The sequence below is a fragment of the Azospirillum sp. TSO22-1 genome, from assembly GCF_003116015.1.
In the GTDB taxonomy this organism is placed as follows: domain Bacteria; phylum Pseudomonadota; class Alphaproteobacteria; order Azospirillales; family Azospirillaceae; genus Azospirillum.
In genome coordinates, this window is sequence record NZ_LGQZ01000005.1 from 41685 (window position 1) to 61314 (window position 19630).

The 19630-nt window shown below is 65.3% G+C and carries 19 protein-coding genes; 8 read left to right on the plus strand and 11 right to left on the minus strand.

Translation table 11 applies throughout. The annotated features are described in order from the left end of the window. Positions 1 to 3 precede the first annotated feature (3 nt). Positions 4 to 756 (plus strand): ABC transporter permease, encoded by a 753-nt coding sequence (locus tag TSO221_RS01420; RefSeq protein WP_109116698.1) that lies wholly within the window; start codon positions 4 to 6, stop codon positions 754 to 756. Next, a complete protein-coding gene (locus tag TSO221_RS01425) occupies positions 744 to 1469 on the plus strand; it encodes an ABC transporter ATP-binding protein (protein WP_109116699.1) in 726 nt (241 codons plus the stop codon). Before TSO221_RS01420 ends, TSO221_RS01425 begins: the two co-directional genes overlap by 13 nt. Before the next feature lie 115 nt (positions 1470 to 1584). On the opposite strand, the gene TSO221_RS01430 is transcribed toward TSO221_RS01425, so the two are convergent. Continuing rightward, entirely contained in the window at positions 1585 to 2241 is a 657-nt protein-coding gene (locus tag TSO221_RS01430; protein WP_109116700.1) for a DUF47 family protein, read from the minus strand. 236 nt (positions 2242 to 2477) lie between these two features. Further along, positions 2478 to 2813 (minus strand): hypothetical protein, encoded by a 336-nt coding sequence (locus tag TSO221_RS01435; protein WP_146208668.1) that lies wholly within the window; start codon positions 2811 to 2813, stop codon positions 2478 to 2480. Between the two features lie 223 nt (positions 2814 to 3036). Here TSO221_RS01435 and TSO221_RS01440 point away from each other — a divergent pair, with 223 nt between their 5' ends. Beyond that, positions 3037 to 3390: a hypothetical protein gene (locus tag TSO221_RS01440; RefSeq protein ID WP_109116702.1), complete on the plus strand. Its 354-nt coding sequence runs from the start codon at positions 3037 to 3039 to the stop codon at positions 3388 to 3390. On the opposite strand, the gene TSO221_RS01445 is transcribed toward TSO221_RS01440, so the two are convergent. Together TSO221_RS01445 and TSO221_RS01450 are read right to left on the minus strand one after the other, a co-directional pair. Next, positions 3387 to 3746, minus strand: coding sequence for a response regulator (locus tag TSO221_RS01445; protein ID WP_109116703.1), 360 nt, complete (start codon positions 3744 to 3746; stop codon positions 3387 to 3389). The genes TSO221_RS01440 and TSO221_RS01445 overlap by 4 nt on opposite strands. Positions 3747 to 3874: 128 nt before the next feature. Then, complete coding sequence (locus TSO221_RS01450; protein ID WP_109116704.1) at positions 3875 to 4225, minus strand: hypothetical protein; 351 nt, start codon at positions 4223 to 4225, stop codon at positions 3875 to 3877. 590 nt (positions 4226 to 4815) lie between these two features. Here TSO221_RS01450 and TSO221_RS01455 point away from each other — a divergent pair. Beyond that, positions 4816 to 5517 carry a CBS domain-containing protein gene (locus tag TSO221_RS01455; protein WP_109116705.1) on the plus strand — a complete coding sequence of 234 codons (702 nt, stop codon included), beginning with the start codon at positions 4816 to 4818 and terminating at the stop codon, positions 5515 to 5517. 260 nt (positions 5518 to 5777) lie between these two features. Here the strand turns inward: TSO221_RS01455 and mntR are convergent, their stop codons facing one another. Further along, positions 5778 to 6236: a manganese-binding transcriptional regulator MntR gene (gene mntR, locus TSO221_RS01460; RefSeq protein ID WP_282187694.1), complete on the minus strand. Its 459-nt coding sequence runs from the start codon at positions 6234 to 6236 to the stop codon at positions 5778 to 5780. 199 nt (positions 6237 to 6435) lie between these two features. Between mntR and TSO221_RS01465 the strand changes: the two genes are divergently transcribed. Continuing rightward, positions 6436 to 7773: an Nramp family divalent metal transporter gene (locus TSO221_RS01465; RefSeq protein WP_109116707.1), complete on the plus strand. Its 1338-nt coding sequence runs from the start codon at positions 6436 to 6438 to the stop codon at positions 7771 to 7773. Between the two features lie 126 nt (positions 7774 to 7899). Next, positions 7900 to 8547 (plus strand): tetratricopeptide repeat protein, encoded by a 648-nt coding sequence (locus TSO221_RS01470; RefSeq protein WP_109116708.1) that lies wholly within the window; start codon positions 7900 to 7902, stop codon positions 8545 to 8547. A 14-nt stretch (positions 8548 to 8561) separates the two neighbouring features. Here the strand turns inward: TSO221_RS01470 and TSO221_RS01475 are convergent, their stop codons facing one another. From TSO221_RS01475 to TSO221_RS01485, 3 genes are read right to left on the minus strand one after another with little or no spacing between them, the layout of a single operon-like run. Continuing rightward, positions 8562 to 9632 (minus strand): DMT family transporter, encoded by a 1071-nt coding sequence (locus TSO221_RS01475; RefSeq protein ID WP_109116709.1) that lies wholly within the window; start codon positions 9630 to 9632, stop codon positions 8562 to 8564. A 13-nt stretch (positions 9633 to 9645) separates the two neighbouring features. After that, positions 9646 to 10608, minus strand: a complete 963-nt coding sequence (locus TSO221_RS01480; RefSeq protein ID WP_109116710.1) for a cation diffusion facilitator family transporter — start codon at positions 10606 to 10608, stop codon at positions 9646 to 9648. A gap of 16 nt (positions 10609 to 10624) precedes the next feature. Next, entirely contained in the window at positions 10625 to 10936 is a 312-nt protein-coding gene (locus TSO221_RS01485) for a copper chaperone PCu(A)C (protein WP_348770244.1), read from the minus strand. Between the two features lie 254 nt (positions 10937 to 11190). Here TSO221_RS01485 and TSO221_RS01490 point away from each other — a divergent pair, with 254 nt between their 5' ends. Next, positions 11191 to 11619: a helix-turn-helix domain-containing protein gene (locus TSO221_RS01490; RefSeq protein ID WP_109116712.1), complete on the plus strand. Its 429-nt coding sequence runs from the start codon at positions 11191 to 11193 to the stop codon at positions 11617 to 11619. Positions 11620 to 12130: 511 nt separating this feature from the next. Here the strand turns inward: TSO221_RS01490 and TSO221_RS01495 are convergent. From TSO221_RS01495 to TSO221_RS34795, 3 genes are all read right to left on the minus strand, one after another. Continuing rightward, positions 12131 to 13261 carry a pentapeptide repeat-containing protein gene (locus tag TSO221_RS01495; protein WP_109116713.1) on the minus strand — a complete coding sequence of 377 codons (1131 nt, stop codon included), beginning with the start codon at positions 13259 to 13261 and terminating at the stop codon, positions 12131 to 12133. A gap of 136 nt (positions 13262 to 13397) precedes the next feature. Beyond that, positions 13398 to 14078, minus strand: coding sequence for a recombinase family protein (locus TSO221_RS01500; RefSeq protein WP_109116714.1), 681 nt, complete (start codon positions 14076 to 14078; stop codon positions 13398 to 13400). A 419-nt stretch (positions 14079 to 14497) separates the two neighbouring features. Then, the gene (locus tag TSO221_RS34795; RefSeq protein WP_146208669.1) at positions 14498 to 15325 is read right to left on the minus strand and encodes an HNH endonuclease signature motif containing protein; all 828 of its coding nucleotides are present in this window, start codon (positions 15323 to 15325) and stop codon (positions 14498 to 14500) included. Positions 15326 to 15842: 517 nt separating this feature from the next. Here TSO221_RS34795 and TSO221_RS01505 point away from each other — a divergent pair. Further along, the gene (locus tag TSO221_RS01505; protein WP_146208670.1) at positions 15843 to 19601 is read left to right on the plus strand and encodes a hypothetical protein; all 3759 of its coding nucleotides are present in this window, start codon (positions 15843 to 15845) and stop codon (positions 19599 to 19601) included. Positions 19602 to 19630 lie beyond the last annotated feature (29 nt).

Sequence of the window (19630 nt, forward strand, 5' to 3'; positions counted from 1 at the left end):
GCGATGTCGAAGCGGACCGCCGCCCTGCTTTCCGCGGCGGGCGTGATCGTCTTCCTGCTGGCCTGGGAAGGGCTGGGGCGCAGCGGCATCGTGCCGCAACGCCTGCTGCCCTCCCCCAGCGCCGTGCCGGCGACCTTCATCGCGGAAATCAAGAACGGCCAGTGGCAGGCCATGGTGCTGGCCAGCCTGTCGCATTACCTGAGCGGCCTGGCGCTCGGCTCCTTCCTCGGCATCGCGGTGGGGACGGCGGCGGCGCTGTGGCCGCGCTTCAACGCCTTTCAGGCGGGCATCGTGCGCATGCTGCGGCCGATCCCGGCCATCGCCTGGATCCCCTTCGCCATCATCTGGTTCGGCGTGTCGGAGGCCTCCGCCGCCTTCCTGATCGCGCTGACGGTGTTCTGGATCAACTACTTCGCTGCCTACGCCGCGGTGGCGTCGGTGGACAAGGACCTGATCGAGCTGGGCCACGCCTTCGGCCAGGGGGCACTGATCCCCAGGCTGTTCAAGATCATCCTGCCCGGCGCGCTGCCCGGCATCTTCGCGGGTTTGCGCGCCGGCCTGGGCCAGGGCTGGATGACCGTCGTGGCGGCCGAGCTGTTCGGCATCCCCGGAGTCGGCATGCGGATGATGGAGGCCTCGGGCCTGCTCGCCACCCACATCGTGGTTCTCTACATGATCACCATCGCCGTGCTGTACGGCATCTCCGACTTCCTGTTCGTGCGCGTCCAGTCGCGGGTGTTGGCATGGCAGCGGTGATCGCCCTCAAGGGCGTGTCGATCGGCTACGGCGCCGACGCGCCGCCAGTGCTCGCCGGCCTCGACCTGGAGGTGGAGCGCGGCAGCTTCGTCGCCATCGTCGGCCCGTCCGGAGTCGGCAAGTCCACGCTGCTGCGGGTCGTCGCCGGGCTGCACCGGCAGCGCGCCGGCACCGTGGTGCTGAATGCCTCGGAACGGCCGCAGCACCGCCCCTTCGGCCTCGTCTTCCAGGACCCGCGCCTGCTGCCCTGGCGGCGGGTCGAGCGCAACGTGCAGCTCGGCCTGGAGGGGCTGCCGGTCGGCCGCGCCGAGCGCCAGGAACGCGCCCGTACGGCGCTGAAGCTGGTGCGGCTGGAGGAGTACGGGACGCGCTGGCCCTACGAGCTGTCGGGCGGCCAGCGCCAGCGCGTCGGCATCGCCCGCGCGCTGGCGGTGGACCCGGACATCCTGCTGATGGACGAACCGTTCGGCGCGCTGGACGCCATCACCCGGCGCGGCCTGCAGGACGAGCTGAAGCGCATCCACCGCGAGACCGGCAAGACGACGCTGTTCGTCACGCACGACATCGAGGAGGCGGTCTTCCTCGCCGACCGCGTGCTGCTGCTGTCGGGAACGCCGGCGCGGGTGGCGCAGGACCTCGACACGCGCAACGGCACCAGCGCCGAGAATGTCGAGCGGATCCGGGCCGGGCTGGCGGGGGATTACGAGATCTGACGGTGTATTGCCCCCACCCTACCCCTCCCCCGCTTCGCAGGGGAGGGAACTCCGCCGCCCTGCCCCCTCCCCTGCGCCAGCGGGGGAGGGATGGGGTGGGAACACGTGGCGCGGCCTACACGTGCTCGCTGACGATCCCCGTCACCGTCTTCGCCACGTCCTTCAGCCGGTCGGCGACCAGCGCCACGAGGTCGTAGGTCTCCTCGACCAGCAGCTTCTCGCCCGACGACAGGGTGTTCCCGGTGCTCCACAGCTGCGCCAGGCCGGAGTCGCGCAGGTCGTTGACCACCTTCTTGGCGCGCTTGACCTTCTTGAAGTTCTCCAGGAGCGGCTCCGACTCCCGGCTGACGGATTCCAGCATCGGCATGCTCTCGCGCACGATCTCGGCGCAGCGCACCACCTCGTCGGCCATCTGCTTCATTTGCGGGGTGAAATCGTGGATGCCGCGCAGCAGGATGCGGCGCGAGGCGTCCTTCATGGTGTCCACCGTGTCGTCCAGCCCGTCGATCAGCGCCTGGATCTGCGAGCGGTCGAAGGGCGTGATGAAGGTGCGGTGGGTGGCCTCGATGGTCTCTTCGGTGATGCGGTCGGCCTCGCGCTCCATCTTGCGGATGATGGCGACGAGGTCCTCGCGCGTGCCTTCACCGTGGATGATGGCGCGGAACGCCCGCGCCGCCTCGGCGACCCGGTCGGCGTGCTCGACGAACTTGTCGATGAACGGCTCTTCCTTCGGCATGAGCCGGTTGAAGAGGCCGATGAAGGTGCGCAGCATGCCGGTCCATCCGATCTGGTCGTTGTGCCGGCGCGCACTCTAGCCGCGCATCATAAAAACGCAACATTCCGGGGCGCAGGCCAGAAGCGCATCAAGGCCGCCGCCCGCCTCGAAGGCTGGAGCGGCGGCCCGATGGAGGTCAACACCGTAACCGGAAGGAGCATCAGCGCCTTTTGCGCCTCGCTGACGCCACTGTCGCGAATTCCACCCCGGGCCGCAGTGACGGCCGTCACACCCTAGCAACTGATCGACAGGCCGGACGTGGACGGCGTGGCGACGTCGGCGTCCGCAGCGGGGGAGCGGTCGATCGACGCCGCGGCCTCGTAGGCGGCGGCGCTGCGCTTGGCCAGGGCCGGCGACGGCAGAACGGTGCGCACCGCCGGGCGCGGCGGCGGGACGGCCTCGGCCAGGGGGCGGGACGGCGGCGGCGGATTGAGGGTGGCGCGGCCGATGGTGGCGACGACCGCCGGCTCGGTCGACAGCGCGGACGCGAAGTCGCGCTGCGGAGCGGGCGCCCGCTGGGACTGGATGGTGTCCGCCTCGCGGTAGCGCCGCGTGACCGCCGACGCCACCGATGCGGCCCCTATGCCCGACTGCGCAACCACGCCTTACGCCCTTCCTCCGGTCATTCCCCGCGATCATCGCACACGCACGGCCGGTCCGCAGTGACGGCCGTCACAGCTCACCCCTGCGTGTTTCGGATTTGACGAATTTGGCCGCCATTCGTCGGAAAATTCTTCGTCTTCGAAGCTTACCCGACGCGCTACCTTCTACCCCACGAGGATGGAGGGAGTCATGAGCGTGTTGGGCCGGACCGTGATCGGCGTGCTTTTCCTGTCCCTGTGCGGGGCGGCGGCACCGGCATCGGCGAGCGACGGCGCCGCGTCCGCCAACGCCTGCCCGTACGACATGGCGGTGACGGTGGCGCTCGGCCGGCAGTCGCTGACCATCCCGCAGAGCGCGCTGCTGGAGGGCGGCGACGTCATCGACGGCTATGAACTGCGCCCGGACCACAGCCGACTCGTGCTGGAAATCGTCGGCCGGCGCGGCGAGGTGTGGCACGCCCCGATGACCAAGCTGGTGCGCGGGAAGCGCTGCCAGGGCATCTTCCTCGGCCGCCCGGTGCAGGCGGCGGCGCGCAGCGACTAGCACCCGCGCACCACTCCGACGGCGCGGACGATCTGATCCCCCCAGAACGGCTTGTGGATGATGACCAAACGCCCTGTGGAGGCGTCGGGGAAAACGTCGCTGTAGCCGGTCATGACGACGATGGGCAACCCGGGGCGCCGTTCGCGCATCCGGGCGATCAGGCCGATCCCGTCGAGCCGCGGCATACGCAGGTCGGTCACCAGAACGTCGGCGGGGTCGCGCGCATCCAACTCCAGCGCCTCGATCCCGTCGCGCGCCAGGGTGACGCGGTAGCCGCTCTCCTCCAGCATGCCACCGACGGTGACCGCGACCAGTGGTTCGTCTTCGGCGATGATCACATGCGGGAACGAAGACATCGGAACCGGCCTGAAAACGCATCACGACTGCGCGGTTGTACCCTACTTGGCCCCGGCGCCGTTATTCGCCATGCGGCAGAGCGACACATCCTGGAAGGCATACCGAAAGACGGACCGCACGCCCCGCCCTAGTCCGCCGCACCGCCGTCCTGGCTGCCGCCGGGCCGGTGCAGCAGCCGCGCCTGATTCTGCCGGGCCGTCTGCGCCGTGGCGGCGCGCAACAGACGGATGCCGTCCCAGGCTTGGGCGTAGGCGGCTTCAGCCCGCGCCAAGCTCTCCTCGACCTGCATGCGCAGTTCCTCCGCCCGGTCGACGATGATGCGGGCACGCCGCGCCCGCTCCGCGGCCTCGGGATTGCCGGGCAGCGCGTTCCGGCCAGCTTCCGCCGCGATGTGGCGGGCCAGATCCTCCGCACGCTTGGCGGATTCCAGAAGGCGGCGCTGCGAATCGATGGAGGCGGGCATGTCGGGGTCACGCATCGGGTTTTGCTAAAACCTGGGAATGATACGTGCGCTTCGGCGGCGGCGAAGGCAACTTGGTCCTTCGGCAATTTTCGGCATAGGCCTCGACGAAATTGTTACCCCGTCCGGCGATGCCCTCCTCGCCCGGCGCACAAAGAAAAAAGGCCGCCGGTTCGCACCCGCGGCCCTGAGTCTAGGGAGGAAACGCCCTGTAAAGGGCATGCCGCCGAAGCGACAACTGATATACTAATACCGCGCCGCACAAAAGCCAAGCCCCCACCGGCCGCCTTTCGGCGCCTGTGTCTGCGACGCAACAACGCAGCGTCCCAACCGCCGTCAGACCGCATACAACGAAGTTCATATTGAAGTGTCTAAACAGTTTTGTATGCTAGCAGCTGAGGATATGCACTATCGCATCTAGGATGCCATGTTACCTCGGGCCGCCGGGCGCACGCTCCGGCGGCCTTTTTTCTTCCGATGCCGGCAGTGCCCCGGTCTTTTTCCACGATGCGGAAATCCCGGCGGCGAATTGCGCCAAATCAATCACCGGCGCCCGCAGCCGACCCAATGTTTGCTCCACCAACCAACAGCCGAGGGGGAGTGAAACGATGAAAGCCATGGACCTGATGACACCACAGGTCATCACCGTTGGCCCGGACACGACCATCGCCGACGCGGCCAGGACGATGCTGGAGAACCGCATCAGCGGCATGCCCGTGGTAAACGCGGCGGGCCAGGTCGTCGGCATCATCAGCGAAGGCGACCTGCTGCGGCGTGTCGAACTGGGCACCGAACGCCATCGCTCCTGGTGGCTCGGCATCGTGTCCGGCGGCACCCTGCCCGCGGAGGACTTCATCAAGTCCCATGCCCGGAAGGTCGCGGACGTGATGACCGCCCACGTCGTCAGCGTGGACGAGAACGCGACGCCCGAGGAGGTGGTGCGCCTGATGGAGACGCGCCGGATCAAGCGCGTCCCGGTGGTCCGCAACGGGACGCTGGTCGGCATCGTCAGCCGCGCGAACCTGCTCCGCGCGCTGGCCAGCGTTGCGCCGGAGACGGCACCGGCCAGCGCGGACGACCGTGCGCTGAAGGACCGCGTGGCCGCCGCCGTCAAGGGCTTGGCCTGGGATCCCCGCGCCCACGACGCCATCGTGGTCCGCAACGGCGTCGTCCACCTCTGGGGCTTCGTCAGCACCGAGTCCCAGCGGGACGCCGTGCGCGTCGCCGCCGAAGGCGTTCCCGGTGTCAGGGGGGTGGAGAACAACATCCAGGTCGTCGATCCCGTCGAGAGCGGCGCCTGGGGCCTCTGACCGCGACCATCATACCCGACAAAAAAACGGCCGCCCTCCTGGGCGGCCGTAGTCGTGACAGGAAGAAACATAGCAGTGCTGGTCAACGCTCATGCCCCACCACCGCCGTCGACGCAATCGACGGCGCTTGGCGTTTTCACGGAACGGAAATTCGGGGTATCCGCTTGGGGAAATGGCGGCCCCGGCGAACGCCGTCGCAGACAGCCCGACGGTGCGCGGGGAGCAACCCGACCCGACGGCTGTACCGCGGTGGCGCCGGCTCATTCCGAAGCCGTGGTCCCGATGATGCGCTCGAAAGCCGCAAGGGTCTCGTCGCTCACGTGATGCTCGACGCCTTCGGCATCGCGCTCCGCCGTCTCGGCGCTCACCCCGATTGCTTTCAGGAAGCCGACGACGATGGCATGCCGCTGACGTGACCGCTCGGCCATCGCGCGCCCGGCCTCGGTCAGGAAGATGGAGCGGTATGGCTGGCTCTCGACCAGTCCGTCCCGTTGCAGGCGGGCGATCGTCTTGACCACGGTCGGGTGGGCGACGCCGAGACGCCGGGCTATGTCGGCCGCGCGCGCCTCGCCTGCGGTGTCGATCAGGTCGGCGATGAGTTCGACGTAGTCCTCGGCCACCTCGGTCTGGTGGGCCTCCCGGACCCGCTGGAAGTTCGCCGCCTGCCGGTCCGCGTCCGGCAGCGACACCAGCACCCTGCGCGTGCGCTCTGCGTTCACCGCTCCGTCCTCCCATCGCCTGCGCAGTGTGCCACAACGCCCAAGGGCGCGGCGGCGCTTCAGTGTCGCCCGAAGGAAAATCCGGGCGGCGGTTGAGAATTATAGCCGAAGCTACATGTTATGGCATCGGGTACATCGCCGGACCGGTGCGGGATCGGTCGCGGTGCGGATGCGCCCTCGTGCCAGGGGTGGAAGAGCGATGCTTCATCGGGCCAGCGAACCCTTCACGGAGGTGCCCTCCACCATTCCCCCCAGCCTGCAGGAGGTCTACCGCAGCGTCCGCGTCCCCGCCGCGGCGAGCGCGGGGCGGCGCCTGTTCGCCTTCGTCGGCCCCGGCTACCTCGTCGCCGTCGGCTACATGGATCCGGGCAACTGGGCCACCTCGCTGGCCGGGGGATCGGCGTACGGCTACACGCTGCTGTCGGTGGCGCTGCTCTCCTCGCTGATGGCGATGCTGCTGCAAGCCCTGTGCGCGCGGGTGGGCATCGCCACGGGACAGGATCTCGCCCAGCTGTGCCGGGACCGCTTCCCCCGCCCGGTCGCCTGGGGGCTCTGGGTGCTGGCCGAGGTCGCCATCTGCGCCACCGACCTGGCCGAACTCATCGGCACCGCCATCGCGCTCAAGCTGCTGTTCGGCATCCCCCTGCTCGGCGGCGTCATGCTGACGGCGCTCGACGCGCTGCTCGTCCTCTGGCTCCAGCATCGCGGCATGCGCTGGCTCGAGGCGTTCATCGTCGCCATGATCGCCCTCATCGCCGGGTGCTTCCTGATGGAAATCGCGCTGGCCGACCCGGACTGGGCGGCCGTGCTCTCCGGCTACGCGCCGTCGGCCTCGCTGCTGAGCGACTCCACGCAGCTGTACCTCGCCATCGGCATCCTCGGCGCCACCGTCATGCCGCACAATCTGTACCTGCACACGGCGACGGTGCAATCACGGGCATTCCGACAGGACGAACAGGGGCGGCGCGAGGCCATCCGCTTCGCGACCGTCGACTCCACGGTGGCCCTGTCGATCGCTCTGGTCATCAACTCCGCCATCCTGATCCTGGCGGCGGCGGTGTTCCACGCCGCCGGTCGGACCGAGATCGCCGAGATCCAGGAGGCCCACCAGCTGCTCACCCCGATGGTCGGCGCCGGGACCGCGGCGACGCTGTTCGCCGTGGCGCTGCTCGCCTGCGGCCTCACCGCGACGGTGACCGCGACGCTCTCCGGGCAGGTGGTGATGGAGGGTTTCCTGCGCTTCCGCCTGCCGCCGGTGTTGCGCCGGTTGGTGACCCGGCTCATCGCCATCATCCCGGCCGTGATGGTCACCTGGCAGTATGGCGAGAGCGGAACGGCGCAACTGCTGATCCTGTCGCAGGTCACGCTGTCCCTTCAGCTGCCGTTCGCCGTCATCCCGCTGATGCTGTTCGCCACCGACCGCTCCCGGCTCGGCGTCCTGGCGGCGCCGCGCTGGCAGGCTGTCCTCGGCTGGGCGGCCACGGCCCTGATCGTCGGGCTGAACCTGAAGCTGCTGTACGACACCGCGGTCGGTTGACGGCAGCCCGGCGCGGCCACCGCGCCCGACCGGCCGCACGCGCTCCGCCCTTGCGGACGGCCGGGCTTGGGATCATGATCCGGCCGCATCGCCGCCAGCCTTCGCGGCCCGATCCAAAGCGTTGTCATGTCTTTGCCCCGGCCAGCGGCCACGATCCTCGGCTGTGTCCTGCTGACCTGCTCAGCGCCGAGCCTTGCCCTCGCATCCGTCGGGATCACCGGGAGCGACTTCCGAACCGTTCCGAGCGCCACCGACGCCATCGGCTCCGCGCCCGCCGCGTGGCGGCCCGTGGGCGGCGCGCCGGACGGGGCGACACCGATCGACGAGCCGGAAGGGGATGCCGCCGAAAGTGGCGAAGCCGGGATCGGGCGCTCGGACGCCGCCGCGCCGGTGACTGCGGAGCTTCGCAAGGAGGCGGAAGACGGCGACGCCGAGGCGCAGTACGAGCTCGCGACCGCCTACGCCGTCGGCGGCGGCGTGCCGCGCGATCCGGCCACCGCCGCCCAATGGATGGAGAAGGCGGCGCTTCAGGACTTTCCTCCGGCCGTGGCGGACCTCGGGGTCATGTACCTGCACGGCGACGGGGTGCCCCGCGACCTGGTCAGGGCGTGCGCCCTCCTGACGGCCGCCATCGGTCTCGCTGTGCCGGCGGAGATCCGGCCAGAGGTGGCGTGCGGCGAACTGTCGGCCGACGACCGGAAGAGGGCCGAGGCGATCGCCGCGGACCGGGCGCTCTGGCGCGGCCATGCGGAACCGCCGTCGGGGCTTCCGTAATCCGGTCTGCCCGGTCAGGCGGCCGAGGGGCCGGCGCGGTGGCCATGGCGGTGGTGGATGTCCGGGTAGTGCGGATGGGCGTGCACCACGGGGGCGTGGGCATGCGGATGGCTGTGCGGCTCTGGCCCCTCCCATCCCTCATGCTCGTGCCGGTGGTGTTCGTCGTGGACGTGGCGGTGCTCGTGCCGCATCGGATCGTGCCGATGCCGGTGCTCGTGGCGCTCGGTAAGGTGCAGGTACAGCCCGACGCCCATCAGCACGGCCGCCGCCGCGAACCGCACCGTCATCGGCTCGCCGAAGGCCAGGATCGCCACCGCGGCCCCGGCGAAGGGGGCGAGCGAGAAGTAGGCGCCGGTCCGCGCCGAGCCCAGGTGGCGCAGGGCCAGCACGAACAGGGTGAGCGACACCCCATAGCCCAGGAAGCCGATGGCCGCCGCACCCAGGAGCGGCCCGGTCGACGGCAGCGCAGCACCGACGGACAGGGCGAGGGCGACGTTCACTACCCCCGCGACGGCGCCCTTGAGCATGGCGATCTGGAGCGGGTCGGCCCTCGACAGCTTGCGGGTCAGGTTGTTGTCGATGCCCCATGCCAGGCACGCCCCGGCGATGGCGACAGCACCCCGACCGACCCCTTCGGGTCCACCGCTCCACGACAGCAGAAGCGCCCCGGCAAGGATCGCCGCCGCCCCGAGGGCGATGCGCCGATCGACGTTCTCGCGGAACACCACCCAGGCAATCCCCAGGGTGAACAGGCCCTCCAGGTTCAGCAGCAGCGACGCCGTCGAGGCGGGCGTCGTGCTCAGGCCGACCATGAGCAGCACCGGCCCGGCGACACCTCCGGCCGCGATGACGGCGGCCAGCCAGGGCAGGTCCCGGCGGCTCAGCGGCGCCTCGGACGACCGCCCGCTCCCGAGGCGGCGGGCGGCGTGGAGCGCGGCCAGCCCGAGGCCGGAGGCGAGGTAGAGCAGCCCGGCGAGCATCCACGGACCGACGTCGCCGAGCAGCGCCTTGGCCAGCGGTGTGCTGGCGCCGAACAGCAGCGCGGAGAGAAGTGCGGCGGCGATGCCCTGCCAGCGGGGATCCATGGCGGCGATCCTCCTATACGACCTCAACCGGAGCGAGGTGACAGCCATCCCCGTCGTGCTCAACCTGGATGGTCGCGTGCCCGATGCCGTACCGCTCCTTCAGGTCGTGCGCGACCCGCCTCAGCAGCTCGTCGTCGATCCCGGCGCCGGGGCGCACGAGGTGCGCCGTGAGCGCCGTGTCGGTCGTGCTCAGGCCCCAGATGTGCAGGTCGTGGACCGCAACGACGCCCGGCAGTCCCGCGAGGTAGTCCTCGACCTCGGAACGGCGGACACCCTCGGGGATGGCGTTCATGGCGAGATTGGCGGATTCCCGCAGCAGCCCCCAGGTGCCGACGACGATGACCGCCACGATGGCGAGGCTGACCAGCGGGTCGAGCCAGAGCCAGCCCGTCCAGCCGATCAGCAACGCGGCCACGACGACGCCGAGCGACACGCCCGCGTCGGCGACCATGTGCAGGTAGGCTCCCTTGACGTTGAGGTCGGCGTCCTTGCCGCCCATGAAAAGCCACGCCGTGACGGTATTGATCGCGATGCCGACGGCGGCCACCCACATCACCACGCCGCCCTCGACCGGCTCGGGGTGCGACAGGCGCCCGACCGCCTCCCAGGCGATGGCGCCGACGGCGACCAGCAGGACCACGGCGTTCAGCAGCGAGGCCAGGATCGAGGAACTGCCGAACCCGTAGGTGTGGCGCTGCGTCGGCCGGCGCCGGGTCAGCCACGCGGCTCCCCACGCCAACAGCAGTCCGAGGACATCGGAAAGGTTGTGCCCGGCGTCGGCCAGCAGGGCGACCGAGTTGGCCACGACGCCGTAGAACGCCTCGACGGCCACGAAGCCGAGATTCAGCGCGGTGCCGATGGCGAAGGCGCGGTCGTGGCGCACCGGACCATGGTGATGGCCGCCGATGCCGTGGGAATGGCCGCGATCATGGCCCTCGTGGGGGTGCCTGTGGCCGTGGGCGTGGTCGTGCGGCACGGATGTCGTCTCCTCGTCACTTGGGGCGCATGGCGCTGGACTTGCCGACCATTGCAGGCACTTCCAAGGTCCCGGCCCTCCCGAAGGTGACCGCGAGTGGGAATTCCTGGCCGGGCTTCAAACCGCCCTTCTGGTCCATCAACATGACGTGCGTTCCTCCCGGCATCGTATCGAGTACACCTCCAGGCAGAACCGTCAAGAGTCCGAACCCCTCCATCGTCAGCACGTCGCCCTCCTGCTTTGTTTCATGCGCCATGACGTGCCCGGCGACCGGTGCCTGCATGGCGGCCAAGCGGCCGGGGTGCGGGCCGGCGTTGCGGATCGTCAGGTAGGCGGCGCCGGTCTTCGCGGCAGGCGTGGGCGCGCGCCACGACGCCTGCCGCGAGTTCGACGACGAACATCGCGGCGTTGATGCCCAGCGCGGTCCAGAGGACTCGGCGGTAGCCCGTGTCGACCGGCGTCCGCAAGGACGGGCAGCCGCCGTTGCAGCACGATCCCGCCACGGCGGATCTCCTTGCGTTCGTGTGTGCCGCCCCTGAAGATGGACCCTCTAGCAACTGCAGGGTCAAGGGGGATATTCCGATGAAATCCGGGCTGGGCATCGGGGCCTTGGCGAAGGCTACCGGGACGAAGCCGGAAACCATCCGCTTCTACGAGCAGATCGGCATCCTGCCGGAGCCCGCGCGCACAGCCGGGAATTACCGGACGTACGGCACGGAGCACCTCCGTCGACTGAGCTTCGTGCGCCGGGCTCGGGATCTCGGGTTCCCGCTCGACGTGGTCCGGGCGATGCTCGCGTTGGCCGACCAGCCGGATCGTCCGTGCGGCGAGGTGGATGATCTCGTGCTCGGGCAGTTGCGTGAGGTCGAGCGCAAGATCACCGACCTCCAGCGCCTGCGCGATGAACTCGACCGTCTGGCCCACCAGTGCCGCCGCGGGGGGCGCATGGCGGACTGCCGCATCATCGAGGCACTGTCGCCGCAGAACGCCGATATGGAGAGACGACCATGAACGCATTGGCCGTCTACGCTGCTCGGCGGTCGGCGGTCGGCGGTCGGCGAGATCGCGGAGATGGAAGACGTTTCCATCTATACCGAAACCACCGTGAAAACGCTGCGCCGCGTCCACCGCCAGCACGTGCCGGACATGCGCGACCGCGTTTTGAAGGCGCTGGGGAGGGGGGAACGGGGGTGTTAGCGTGGATACAAACCGTATCTTCGCTGAAAACTGGCGGACCCGGCGGGATTCGAACCCACGACCTCTGCCTTCGGAGGGAAAGCAACAACCAAATATTATTGTCAGGATGACTTTACATATACCTAGTATACTTTAATTATCAGAAAAATAAATGTAGATGGCGTTAGCGTTTATTCGCAGAAATAGTGGCTAAATTTCCCTTTTCTGCGCGATTGAGCGGTATTGATTTGACAATGCTGCATGCGCCTTTCGTGCCCGTTAACCGATACGAGGCGGAAAGCAGGCGCCAGGATTTTTTCTGCACTTCGCCAGGAGGCGAGTCGCCTCACTTGGCGGTGGCGCCTTTCTCCTTGGAAGCCCGCTTTGCCTTGGAAGTACTTTTTCTGCCCTTTAGCCCCTTCAGCGCTTCAATACCTTCACGGAATGTCCCGCCACCGACTACCGTGGCGAGTGGGATGAAAGCCTCCCACGCTGGTATCCCGCACAAAGAAAGGAACGAAGTCCCAATACCAAGCATGCCCGTCTTTGCGCCATAGTCAATTACCAGCTTACCATTATCATCGATCCATGACCTAACCTCATCCCCCAGTCTCTTGGCAGTTAGCGCCGCAAGCGATAGCTTTTCCTCTTTCTTAGACGCAACAACTTCTTTACTAGCCTCCAGCAACGCTGCGTGAATCTGGCGCAAGCCGTCTGCAATGGCGCTCAGGAAAGATGTATACTGCTCATGAAACTCTAAAGCCTGTGGGTCATTAGGCTTTTTCTCAGCCAGTTCATCAAGGTGCTCGTCAATTGCAAAGGCAAGTGCAGCAGCCATTGCAGAGACTTCGTTCGACTGGCTGGCGATCTTCTGGCGAATCACCGCTACAGAGGAGGCGGGGGCTGCGGCATCAATTCCAGGCTGAGAGATTACCTTTAGCCGTAAAAATTGCTCTGGTCGCTCTTCAGCGTCTGTGATACGCACGAGCTTCCCAAGTTCGACACGGTAAAACCGGAATACATCCTCCTTTGCGAGTGGGCGAAAGATCGTTGCACCATCAAATAGGGTGTTCGCGTCCGCAAAGGCCCCTTTGAAAGAGGTTCCCTCTTCAAATACTGCATCCCTAAAGTCCGCGCCGCGGAAATTTACCCGGTCGAAGTTCACTTTTTCAAAGCGGGATCTAGAGAAATTGCTTTTTGAGAAATTAGCCCCCGAAAAATTAACCCCCCAATAGCTTGTCGATATACCTTCGGCTTCTGAGAAATCTGCAGAGGCAGCGTCTAATTGCATCATGTGTGCATCTGTCACCTTGGCGCGACGGAAACGCGTGCCCCGCGCCACAGCTTTCTCCAAATGCGCCCCGATGAAAATTCTAGCGGACAGGTCCATGCCTGACAGGTCAGCTTCGCGCAGATCTGTGTGCGCAAAGTCAATGTCACCCGCTTGTAGGCGTAGCAATTCTTCTACGTCAGCCATGCGTCCTCCTTTAGGAGGTATGCCGCAAGAGAGATGAGTCGACAAGGATGGATCTGCACAAGTTCAGCGCTTTTTACCGATCCGTGCGCTGCCTCGCCTGAGGCACAACGTTTGTACCGCGCCTCGCTGCCGCGATTTATGCGCCGATCCGCTCTAAAAGGTTGGCGACGCTCTGCGGCGCCCACGCTTTGCCGCGCGGTGTAGGAATGCCGCGATCATTCAGCGCCTTGGCAATCCCGCGCACGCTGGTCACGCCGCTGGCGCGGATCTCACTCACGATAGGCACCAGGTCATTGGCGCGACGGCTCGCCTGTTGCCTGATGACGGTGCTGCCGGCCGCACTGCCCTGGCGCTGCACCTGAGACAGGTTGCCCCTATCCCCACCCAGTTTGACACCGCGTGCCTTAGCTGCAGCGAGAGCGGCCTTGGTGCGGGCGCTGATATCCCGCGTCTCTTGCTCTGCGATGGACGCGCGGATGTGCCATTCAAACCGGCTGGCGTGAGGCATGTCGGCCGCAACGAACGGTACGCCGCTTTCCATCAGAGTGGCGATAAAGGCGACGTTGCGGCTCAGGCGATCCGCCTTGGCGATCAACAGGGTTGCGCCATGAATGCGGCACACCTGAAGGGCTTTGGCGAGTTCGGGCCGGTCCCCGCGCTTTCCGCTCTCCGTCTCAACGTACTCAGCGATAAGGGTCCAGTTGCCGCCGTTCAGATGATCGGTGACGGCCTTGCGCTGCGCTTCGATGCCAAGGCCGCTACGCCCCTGACGGGCCGTCGAGACGCGGAGGTAGGTGACGAACTGCCCCTCTGCCATGATCCCGCCTCTCTGTCAAAAATCAATCAACGACCGTTGTAGGGATTTTGACGGAGCTGAGACTCGGCGTCAAGCTTGATCTTGGTCGGTACCATGGGGCTGGCGACAAAACGCTCGGCAAAGCCGCCCCGCGTTGTGCTCAGGTGGCTTTGCACCGCCAGTCCCAACGTTTCTGGGCCGCCCAGACGCAAATTCTCCCAACGCTTTCGTGCCAGATCTGCGGGCTTCCGGAATGCCGGTGGAATGCCGGCCCAACGCCTCCACGGGGGCGATGGGAAGGGTTCCCAGGGCCGGGGGTAGGGTGCCGATCCGGCTGGGCGGCAGGTGGCGTGGGTGGGGTGAGGTAAAGCGGCCCTGTTCAGGGTGGTGTTCGCGCTCAAGTTCAGAAGGGATATGCCGCCCTCCACCCCCATAGGTCTTCAGCGCCTCGCTGCGATCTGCCGCGGCGTGAGGTGACGGTTTAGCGCCAGACCATACCGTTGCTCTCCGACAACAAACTCCAGCGTCGCCCAATCGAACGCTGTACCGGGAGCATGCGCAATGGCGTGCCAGTTCGGTGACAGGGCGATCATGTTCGACGGGTGGTCCACGCCGCCGGCGCACAGAAAATTGATGTGGTGAACGTGAGTAAGATCAGTAGCAAGCCCTGCAAGCACTGGCTCCCCGCTGACTTGGCACCGGCCGCCATACAGACGGCGGATGTGGGCCACATGCCCGTCATTCCGAGCGAAGATTTCGCGCTGCACCTCTTGGCGCATCGGGGCCAACGGCTCATTGTAGGTCAGCCGCAGGGGAGGCGCCTCAGCTAGGTCTAAAAGGCGGTTGCCGGCAGGAACGTACCGATAGGGCACCGGCAGGTTGGGAAGATCCAGTTCGTTCAGGCTGAGCGGCGGGTCAAACACGCTGAAGTCAGACAGAATAATGTTCCCGATGGTAGTGTCCGGTTCGGCGGCGCCCTTCCGAGCCGCGCCAATCGACGCCAATAGGGCTTCTTGTGTTGGCGCCCCGGTTGCGCGTCCGTACCTTGACCAGAGTTCCACCGGGGTGGTGCGCTCGCGCTCCACGAAGCGGCCGTATCCGAGAACCCGCGGCGCTCCCCATTCTTTGAAGAACCACGCCTCACCGGGAGCAATGTTCGTCGGCGCTGAATCTGTCGGCCGCCAGAACGCAACCAACGTGGGTACGGGCTGAAGCGCCGCGAGGTGTGCAAACCATTGCGGAGACGTTGAGGCGTAGACGGCTGGCATGGTGATCCCCTGAATTGGCCCCAAGGCGCTACCATGACGAGTATACCTCATGAAAGCGCCGCGCCACATACATCCGCGTCTCTCTGTGCATCGCTTGGGGAGCGCAAAGCAGTCATGCCGCGCCCGTGCGCCTTCCCTTCATTTATGTGGTGCCCCTCCTCCCCATGGAGCGTGGGATGCTCACTACCTTGGCAGCGGCGCCGCCCAAACCTGCTGTGATCCCTGGAACGCCCTCACCGTCACGTCCAACCTGCCACAATCCCTGACCAGCTATCCGTGCCCCCACGTGTCGGCGCTTGGACTCGGCAGTGTAAAGTACTTTACGGGTCACAGAAGGGGAAAAAGTTTTCAACTAATGCACCCTTCGCGGCAGTAGAGGCAGCTCCCCGAAATAGAGCCCCACATAGAGAGAGGTCGCGCGATCGCTTCCGAGTGGCCTTTGGGTCCTGCGCGTCGCAGCAATACATAGATCCTCAATCTTCACTCCCGATCAAGAAAACCTGGACACAAGAAATCAATGAAAATACAGGAATCGTTTGCTAAACACGTTACGCTGCTGCGCGCGCTGGACAACACCGGAAAGCCTCGCTCTACTGCCAAAGTCATCAAGCGCCGAGATGATGGCCGATTGCATGCTGAACCTCAAGGTGCAGCAAACGCAACTCACTTCCAAGGCGCTGTTCTGGAGTTTAACGACTTTGACAGCTTCGCCGTAGCATTAAATACGGCTGAACGGTACGACGCCGCAATCGTTCATGGCGAAATCATCGAAGGCGTAGACCGAGCGAAGATGCGCCGCCTCTCTGTTCCACAGAGCGATGGAACACAACCGACCATCCGTGACCGGCGTTGCCCCTACATCGTGGTTGATCTGGATGAACTGGAGATTCCTATCGGACTGTCAATCCTCGACACACCGGACGAGGTCACCGCGTTTGTTCTTCAGTCTCTACCTTCTGAGATGCAGGGGGCTTCGGCGTGGTTCCAGTTCAGCAGTGGTGCTGGCCTCGGGAATCGAAAGGCCAAATGTCACATTGCCTTCATGCTGGAGGAGCCTCTGTCCTGCAGAGACCTTGAGCGATGGGTTAAATACCAGAATGAACAGGCCGGCTTCAGGCTTCTCGACCCAGCACCCTACAGCCCAAATGACGTGATCTACTTGTCCAAACCGGTCCTGGCCAAGGGCGTCACCGACCCCATCCCTAACGGCAAGCGCTGCAAGGTGATCAAAGGCGAACGGGACGCGGTAAAGCTGTTGCTCCCACCTCCGGAATGGCTTCCGGCAGGTCTGCGCCGGAATCGGGAGGAGCAGGGTGACGAACGGACACAAACGGGTATCGGCATTCGCGGCATCGCCGGGCACCTGAAGCGATTGGGTAAGGAATGTCACGGCGCCATTGTTGACACCGTGAAGGCCGCCGTTCGACGGGATGGGATGCGGTTGGACCGGGGGGCGCTCGAAGACCGCATCATCAAGGCCATCGAACAGGCGGATTGGGATTGGTCGGTTCACGATCCTGGGTACGTCGATAGCGAGGTAGACAATATCGGGCGCGTCATTGATTGGCGGTTGAACATCGAGCGGCAGGCGATCCACTCCGCTCCCTTCGGCGTGCCTGCTCCCCGTTTCGACAGCCCCGAGGAAGCAAGTGCCGAACTGTCCAAGGCGTTGGACGGGTTCTTCGCGCGGGCCGAGGTGTGGCGGGGCGAGAGGTTCGATGCCGAGGGCGAGGGTGCCGAGATCCCACCCGCCCCTCTGTTGGCGGTGAAGGCGACCACCGGGACCGGGAAGACTCGCGGCATGGTCAAGCGGCTCCTCGACAGCCCGTTCAAGTCTGTCCTCTACGTCGCGCCGACTCACGGCGTGTTGGAGGAGATCAAACAGGCATTGGAGGCCGAACGAACGCGTCGCCTGAAGGTTAATCCGATGTCGGAGGCTGTCGCTTGGGAGTTCGCCCACGTCTATGGGCGCCTTCACAGAGACAACCGCACCAATGCGCCTACGATGTGCCAGCGTGCGGAAGTGGCGGCAGAGATCCAGAAGGTAGGCGGGAATGTCGGTAAGGTGCTCTGCGGCACCGCTGGCGCTCCGCTCTGCCCTCACTACTTGGACTGCCCATTCATTGACCAACAGTCACGGTTGCGGTCCATGGAGGGCGAAGAGAAGACGCGCATTGTCTACCTGATCGCCACAGACACACTGCCTCACCGCTTACCCGGTGGCGTGCGGAAACCTGACCTCATTGTCATTGACGAAGCGTTCTGGGGGTCGCTGATCTCGACTGCCTATGCGGCCCCCCGTGACGTGCTGGCGCTGGACCTCATGCGAGGACAGCGGTGGACCTGCCTGAAGGCGGTCAAGGATGACAACGACAACGTTGCCCACCAAGTCCCGGATAACGACGCCAGCGCCGAACTCGCCAAGCTCTGGCAGCGCCTGATGAAAGCTCTTGAGGCGGCTTGTGGTGACCTCGATGATGGTGGCTGGTTTCCGGTCGGCACCTTCAGCATCGCAGAGACAGAACTGGCAAAACTAAAGACCTTGTTGGGTAAGTGTCGGCGGGACGTTGACCTCTTGCTCAACGGTACGCTCGGGGATGCCGCGATCAAGAAGCAGCTTGGGAACATTACTGAGCTTCATGACCGCATCCGCATCTATCGTGCACTCTGCGATGTCCTGATCATCGAAAAGGCGAAGTCGTCGGAGAGGCGGTCAGGTGCGGTCGCCATCGTGAACGGGAGTGTCACCTTCCGCCGTTCCCTGGAACCGAGTGCCCTAGGGAATGAGAAGACCCGTCTCCGGACACCCACGGTCTTCCTCGATGCGGATCTTGACCCTGAGATCGTGCGGCGGTGGTGGCCGATGCTCACCGACGACGAGGTGGTAGATATCACCTGTCGGTGGTCGGAGCATGCGACTGTATTCCAGGTGGCAGACCGGTCCTTCTCGAAGGATTGGGCACTGTCAAATTACGAGGGTAAGTCCAAGAAGACGGCAGCACATCAGCGCGACCTCGACCGGTTCATTCGGCATACCATGCGCCTCCACGGTGTCAGTCCTGATGAAACGATGGTCATCAGTTACAAGGATCTCATCGAAGCCCTGAACGAGGGTGCTGAGGATGGCCTGTATCGGGTGCCCGACGATCCCGAAGTTTGGCGTTCGGTCGGATGGTTCAACGCGCTCGCCGGTATCGATCGATGGAAGGGTGTGAAATTGGCGTTCGTGATCGGGCGCCCGCAGGCCACGCCGCGCGACTACAGCGACCTTGCCCGCGCCATCTGGATGGCAGAAGACCGGGAATGGACGGACGTGAAACCTGACTCCGCAGGGCGTCTGAAGCCGCCTTCGGAACGGCGCCAGTTGCATACCAAGTCGGGAGACCCGGAAGCGGTGTGGGTGAGTACCCATCCCGACCCGCGTACCAACCGCATCCTTCAGGCTGTAACCTGGGGGCAGGTGATGCAGGCGGACGGCCGCATTCGGCCGGTATACCGGGGCGCCGACAGGCCCGTTACGCTGTACGTGCTCGGCAACATCCCACGCGGTATTCATTTGGACGAGGTGTTCCGGTGGGGCGATGTTCTGCCCACCGATTTCGACGAAGCGGTAATGCGGGGTATCGAGGCTGGAGGCGTCATTCCCACTTCGGACACGGCGCTTGCTCGGTTCTGTCCCGACTTGTGGCCGGATAAGAAAGCGGTGGAGAGGGAACGGCGCAATCAAGAAGACGGCGAAGACGAATTGATCCCGCTGGCAGCAGTAATTGATGATACGATTGAACGACTGAAGAGGAGGTGTAAGCACCCCCTGCATGGTATAGGTATATCCTATAGCACAAAGGGGGTGCTTATGGCTGAATCTGGCGAAGCACGGCTCGCCAAGCAGGCCGGATCACCCTTCAAATGGGTCCGTTTGCCTTCTGGTGCCAAAACACGTCTCTCAGAAGCCCTGATTAACATCTTCGGAAACGCGTTGGAAAAAGTCAAACTGGATGGAGGCGTTTGGCTGACGCTGGACGAACTTCGCACCCTTGAGGCTAAGGCTGAGGCCAAGGCCCAACGAATCGATGCCGCATGGATTCGCCGGGGCGTTGTTCCAATTGAACTCTTCGAAGAGCCAATTCCGCCGTCACAGTCCCCCCGAGCCAAGTTCCGCCGTGAGGTCGCTGCTCGGTGGCAAGAGCGATGGAGGCAAAGGAAAGATGATGTGAAGACGATCCAGGCAACTGGTATGGCGATACTCTGGGAAATGGGCGCCTTCAAGGGAGCGTGACCACGGAATGTGCAGAACACAGGGTACTC

What these genes read in the sequence shown, in the direction of transcription:
- TSO221_RS01425 (WP_109116699.1), top strand. Translation starts at nt 744, where the DNA reads ATGGCAGCGGTGATCGCCCTCAAGGGCGTGTCGATCGGCTACGGCGCC.
- TSO221_RS01450 (WP_109116704.1), bottom strand. Translation starts at nt 4,225, where the DNA reads ATGCGTGACCCCGACATGCCCGCCTCCATCGATTCGCAGCGCCGCCTT.
- TSO221_RS01490 (WP_109116712.1), top strand. Translation starts at nt 11,191, where the DNA reads ATGAAATCCGGGCTGGGCATCGGGGCCTTGGCGAAGGCTACCGGGACG.
- TSO221_RS34795 (WP_146208669.1), bottom strand. Translation starts at nt 15,325, where the DNA reads ATGCCAGCCGTCTACGCCTCAACGTCTCCGCAATGGTTTGCACACCTC.
- TSO221_RS01505 (WP_146208670.1), top strand. Translation starts at nt 15,843, where the DNA reads ATGAAAATACAGGAATCGTTTGCTAAACACGTTACGCTGCTGCGCGCG.
- TSO221_RS01470 (WP_109116708.1), top strand. Translation starts at nt 7,900, where the DNA reads ATGTCTTTGCCCCGGCCAGCGGCCACGATCCTCGGCTGTGTCCTGCTG.
- TSO221_RS01475 (WP_109116709.1), bottom strand. Translation starts at nt 9,632, where the DNA reads ATGGATCCCCGCTGGCAGGGCATCGCCGCCGCACTTCTCTCCGCGCTG.
- TSO221_RS01440 (WP_109116702.1), top strand. Translation starts at nt 3,037, where the DNA reads ATGAGCGTGTTGGGCCGGACCGTGATCGGCGTGCTTTTCCTGTCCCTG.
- TSO221_RS01430 (WP_109116700.1), bottom strand. Translation starts at nt 2,241, where the DNA reads ATGCTGCGCACCTTCATCGGCCTCTTCAACCGGCTCATGCCGAAGGAA.
- TSO221_RS01465 (WP_109116707.1), top strand. Translation starts at nt 6,436, where the DNA reads ATGCTTCATCGGGCCAGCGAACCCTTCACGGAGGTGCCCTCCACCATT.
- TSO221_RS01455 (WP_109116705.1), top strand. Translation starts at nt 4,816, where the DNA reads ATGAAAGCCATGGACCTGATGACACCACAGGTCATCACCGTTGGCCCG.
- TSO221_RS01495 (WP_109116713.1), bottom strand. Translation starts at nt 13,261, where the DNA reads ATGGCTGACGTAGAAGAATTGCTACGCCTACAAGCGGGTGACATTGAC.
- TSO221_RS01500 (WP_109116714.1), bottom strand. Translation starts at nt 14,078, where the DNA reads ATGGCAGAGGGGCAGTTCGTCACCTACCTCCGCGTCTCGACGGCCCGT.
- TSO221_RS01445 (WP_109116703.1), bottom strand. Translation starts at nt 3,746, where the DNA reads ATGTCTTCGTTCCCGCATGTGATCATCGCCGAAGACGAACCACTGGTC.
- TSO221_RS01420 (WP_109116698.1), top strand. Translation starts at nt 4, where the DNA reads ATGTCGAAGCGGACCGCCGCCCTGCTTTCCGCGGCGGGCGTGATCGTC.